The following is a 3,777-nucleotide window of genomic DNA, read 5'->3' as shown; positions in this document are numbered from 1 at the left end:
TTCTTAAGAACATTCAATTCTCGTTTATCCAGTTTTGAGAGAACAAAATCTCTACATATATGTGGAGTGATGATGGCAAAGAGGTCACACCCGTTCCCATGTCGAACACGGAAGTTAAGCTCTTTAGCGCCGATGGTAGTTGGGGGCTTCCCCCTGTGAGAGTAGGACGTCGCTTCGCAATCAAGCACCGTACAATAGTACGGTGCTTTTTTATGTGGAAAAATTTTTTCACTACTACCTCTTTTGAAAAAGCATATATTATATTTTTGATTGTTAAAGAAAACTATTTAAAATGCAGTGCTCCTTAATTGCTTTAGATGATGGTTTAGCAATGATCATTCAACATTCTGAATCCTACCTCTTTCATCCTGCACATTTTCACTTTAGAATAGAATTGATGTAACTATAAAGGGGTGAACTGTCTATTGATTCTTATTATAGATAATTATGATTCGTTTACATTTAATCTCGTACAATATATTCGCAACATTGGTGAGGAAGTAATGGTTTTGCGTAATGACCAAGTAACGATTGAGGAAATAACATCCATCAAACCTGATGCCATTTTAATTTCACCTGGACCTGGGAATCCATCAACAGCAGGGATTTGTCTCGAAGTGGTAAAGAACTTTTATCAAACTATTCCGATTTTAGGTGTTTGTCTAGGCCATCAAACGATTGCCCAAGCATTTGGAGGAATTGTAAAAAAAGCTGCAAAACCTATGCATGGTAAAGTTTCAGCCATACAGCATGACGCCCAAGAGATTTTCGATAATCTTCCTTTGCCACTTAAAGTGGCAAGATATCATTCATTAATCGTTGATGAAAAAACACTTCCCGACTGTTTGCAAATAAGTGCTACAAGTGAAGATGGAGAAATTATGGCTCTTCGTCATAAACAATATCCTGTGGAAGGGGTACAATTCCATCCTGAAGCAATCTTAACTGAGCATGGCCAGCAAATGATAGGTAACTTTTTCAAAAATAAAATCAAAGGGAATAGACTATGCACACAATAAAAGAACAAAGAGAGCCTCTTTTATCCTTCGAATTTGCAGGCAGTGATGGGAAGATAGAGCCGCTGACTTTTCGAAATCCGATGAAAATAATAAGTGCCACTACAGTAGAGGAGGTAATGGCTTGTCTAATGGAAGTGGAAAAAGCTGTAGACCAGGGCTTCTATGCAGCGGGCTATTTATCATATGAAGCTGCCCAGGCATTTGATAAAGCTATGAAAGTAAACAATGAAAGTAAAATGCCATTACTATGGTTCGGTATATATGCTGAGCCTCAATTAGAAACAGTACAAAGCACCGGACAATATACGTTAAACGAATGGGTTCCATCTGTCACGGTCGATGAATATCATGCTGCCATTAAATCGATTAAGGAATCCATTGAATATGGCGATACATATCAAACGAATTATACGATAAGGTTGCATTCTTCATTTAAGGGAGACGATCTTGCATTCTTCGATAAATTGAGAAGAGCACAATCGTCTAATTACTGTGCCTATCTTCAAATGGGGGATTATAGCATATTATCCGCATCACCTGAGCTATTTTTCCAGCTTAAAGGAAATACGCTTACAACCCGTCCGATGAAGGGGACCATCAAAAGAGGAAAAACGGCAGCTGAAGATGAAGCAAAGGCGGATGAGTTGTATCATTCTGATAAAAATAGAGCAGAAAATGTGATGATTGTCGATTTACTGCGAAATGACCTTAGTGTTGTCGCAAAAACAGGGACAGTGAAAGTAGAGAAATTGTTTGATATCGAACGATACCCAACAGTACATCAAATGACTTCTACAATTACAGCAGAAATTAAAAAAGATATAGCACTTATAGATATATTTAAAGCGCTATTTCCTTGTGGTTCTATTACGGGTGCACCCAAAATTAGGACAATGGAAATTATAGAGGAGATGGAAGGGACACCTCGTGAAGTTTATTGCGGGACAATCGGTTATATCACTCCAGAGAAGGAAGCCATATTCAATGTTCCGATTAGAACAGTATTGATTGAGAACGAAACAGGTAAAGCGACTTATGGTGTAGGGGGAGGTATCACATGGGATTCAACCGCTGAAGATGAATATGACGAAGTAATAGCAAAAGCGCTATTACTCGAAGAAGAACGCCCTCGTTTTTCTTTACTGGAAAGTCTTTTACTGTCAGATGGGGAATACTTTTTGCTGCATGAGCATTTACAGAGACTGAAGGCTTCTGCAAAATACTTTAACTATAGTATAACTATAGAAAGTATTCGTACTGATTTGCTGGTACATGCGGAATCCTTTCCTAATGGAGACTACAAGGTGCGTTTATTGGTCAATAGCAAAGGGGAGCCAATTATTGAATCGCAGCCAATGATGCAGGTATCTGATTTCAATTGTCAATTGGCAGATCAACCAGTAGATCAAGACAACGCATTTTTATATCACAAAACGACAAATCGTAAAGTATATGAGGAGTTTCAAAGAAAGTATCCTGATTCATTTGATGTTTTGCTATGGAACAAAGAGGGGGAGCTAACTGAATTTACGAATGGCAATCTGGTTGTTGAAATGGATGATGCGTACTATACACCTCCTGTAAGCAGTGGCTTACTTGCTGGCACGTTCCGCAATTCTTTGATACAAGAGGGGAAAGTGTTAGAAAAAACGTTGACAGTTGAGGATCTAGAAAAGTGTCAGAATATCTGGTTCATCAACAGCGTAAGGAAATGGGTCCCAATCACGTTAATATGAAATTCAATACTTATTAAATAAAAATAAAAGCACAACTAGTTTTTAGTTGTGCTTTTTTAGGTACATCACTCTTGGTGATTTTATGAAATGGATGAATATAGGTGAGTAGTGTTACTCATGCGCTTAGCCATTGCTTTGGCATAGGCACGCTTGCGCTGACGCTCGAGGTTTTCTGAGACAGTTAACCGAATGCATAATAACCGTTCTTCTTTTGGGAGACGTAGCCATTCAGAGGATTGGATTAGCATAAGAAAACTCCTTTCGATTGTACATTCCAATGAAATATTAATCCGGCCAATATTCATCTAAGATGCATTTATACGACAAGTAAGTAATCTAGCTGATGATACCGACTCTAGCTTATGAAAAAGAAGAGTGGGTTATTCGTTTTTTAGTGTGATTATATGGTGAAAAACTATATGTTGTTTTAACTTTCCGTCTGTAAAAGTACTGCGGGTGTCTTTTGTAGATAAATCAAAGAGTAATTTGGAGCATGTAAGTTACCAAATATAGGATGAATTTAACTAGTGAAGTTAATTTAGCCTGTTTGGCAAGAAGTTAAACATAAAAAACTAGAATTTATATTTAGAAGTTTTTTGTATGTGTTTTAGCGCATGAGATTTAAGACCTGAAGTTGAATTGTATTACCATTATGAAAGATAAAAAAGAGGTTATACCTTTGATGAAAATGCACTAGCTGATAGGTTTAAAGAGATGATAAGCTGCTGTTTGTTAGCGTAAAGAGATGATAGATGTTTGTAGGAAGGTAGAGGTGAAAAAAATAAGTAAATTAGTTATTGACTTATATATAAAAATATAATATTATATTTAAGTCGCAATAAACGACGGATCATTATCAATCTAATAGTTAATAATTTACTTGAATAAAAACGTTGACTTACTCGTTTAGTTCTGGTATTATTATTGAGTCGCTGTTAAAACAATTATAGTGAAATAAAAAAGTTGTTGACAAAGACATTGAAGATATGATAAGATATAAAAGTTCGCTAAAGAACTTAAAC

General features: G+C 36.5%; 3 protein-coding genes and 1 rRNA gene. 3 read left to right on the top strand and 1 reads right to left on the bottom strand.

Annotated elements, in window-relative coordinates; all coding sequences use genetic code 11:
- Positions 1 to 62: 62 nt before the first annotated feature.
- The 3 genes from rrf to pabB all read left to right on the top strand — a co-directional run bounded on the left by rrf (position 63) and on the right by pabB (position 2,755).
- Positions 63 to 178, top strand: a 5S ribosomal RNA gene (gene rrf / locus AC6CHJ_RS16570).
- Between the two features lie 247 nt (positions 179 to 425).
- The gene (locus tag AC6CHJ_RS16565) at positions 426 to 1,019 is read left to right on the top strand and encodes an anthranilate synthase component II (RefSeq protein ID WP_498289378.1); all 594 of its coding nucleotides are present in this window, start codon (positions 426 to 428) and stop codon (positions 1,017 to 1,019) included.
- Positions 1,007 to 2,755 (top strand): aminodeoxychorismate synthase component I, encoded by a 1,749-nt coding sequence (gene pabB / locus AC6CHJ_RS16560; protein WP_498289376.1) that lies wholly within the window; start codon positions 1,007 to 1,009, stop codon positions 2,753 to 2,755. The genes AC6CHJ_RS16565 and pabB overlap by 13 nt, the downstream gene beginning before the upstream one ends.
- Before the next feature lie 80 nt (positions 2,756 to 2,835).
- Here pabB and AC6CHJ_RS16555 read toward each other — a convergent pair whose 3' ends face one another.
- Complete coding sequence (locus AC6CHJ_RS16555; RefSeq protein WP_184117624.1) at positions 2,836 to 3,003, bottom strand: hypothetical protein; 168 nt, start codon at positions 3,001 to 3,003, stop codon at positions 2,836 to 2,838.
- Positions 3,004 to 3,777: the final 774 nt, after the last annotated feature.

It is taken from the genome of Rummeliibacillus sp. GQ308, assembly GCF_059759115.1.
The sequence above is the reverse complement of the archived record's forward strand: the minus strand, read 5'-3'. Positions and strand labels throughout refer to the sequence as shown.

Coding starts and splice junctions, on each gene's coding strand:
- pabB (WP_498289376.1), top strand. CDS start 1,007: ATGCACACAATAAAAGAACAAAGAGAGCCTCTTTTATCCTTCGAATTT.
- AC6CHJ_RS16555 (WP_184117624.1), bottom strand. CDS start 3,003: ATGCTAATCCAATCCTCTGAATGGCTACGTCTCCCAAAAGAAGAACGG.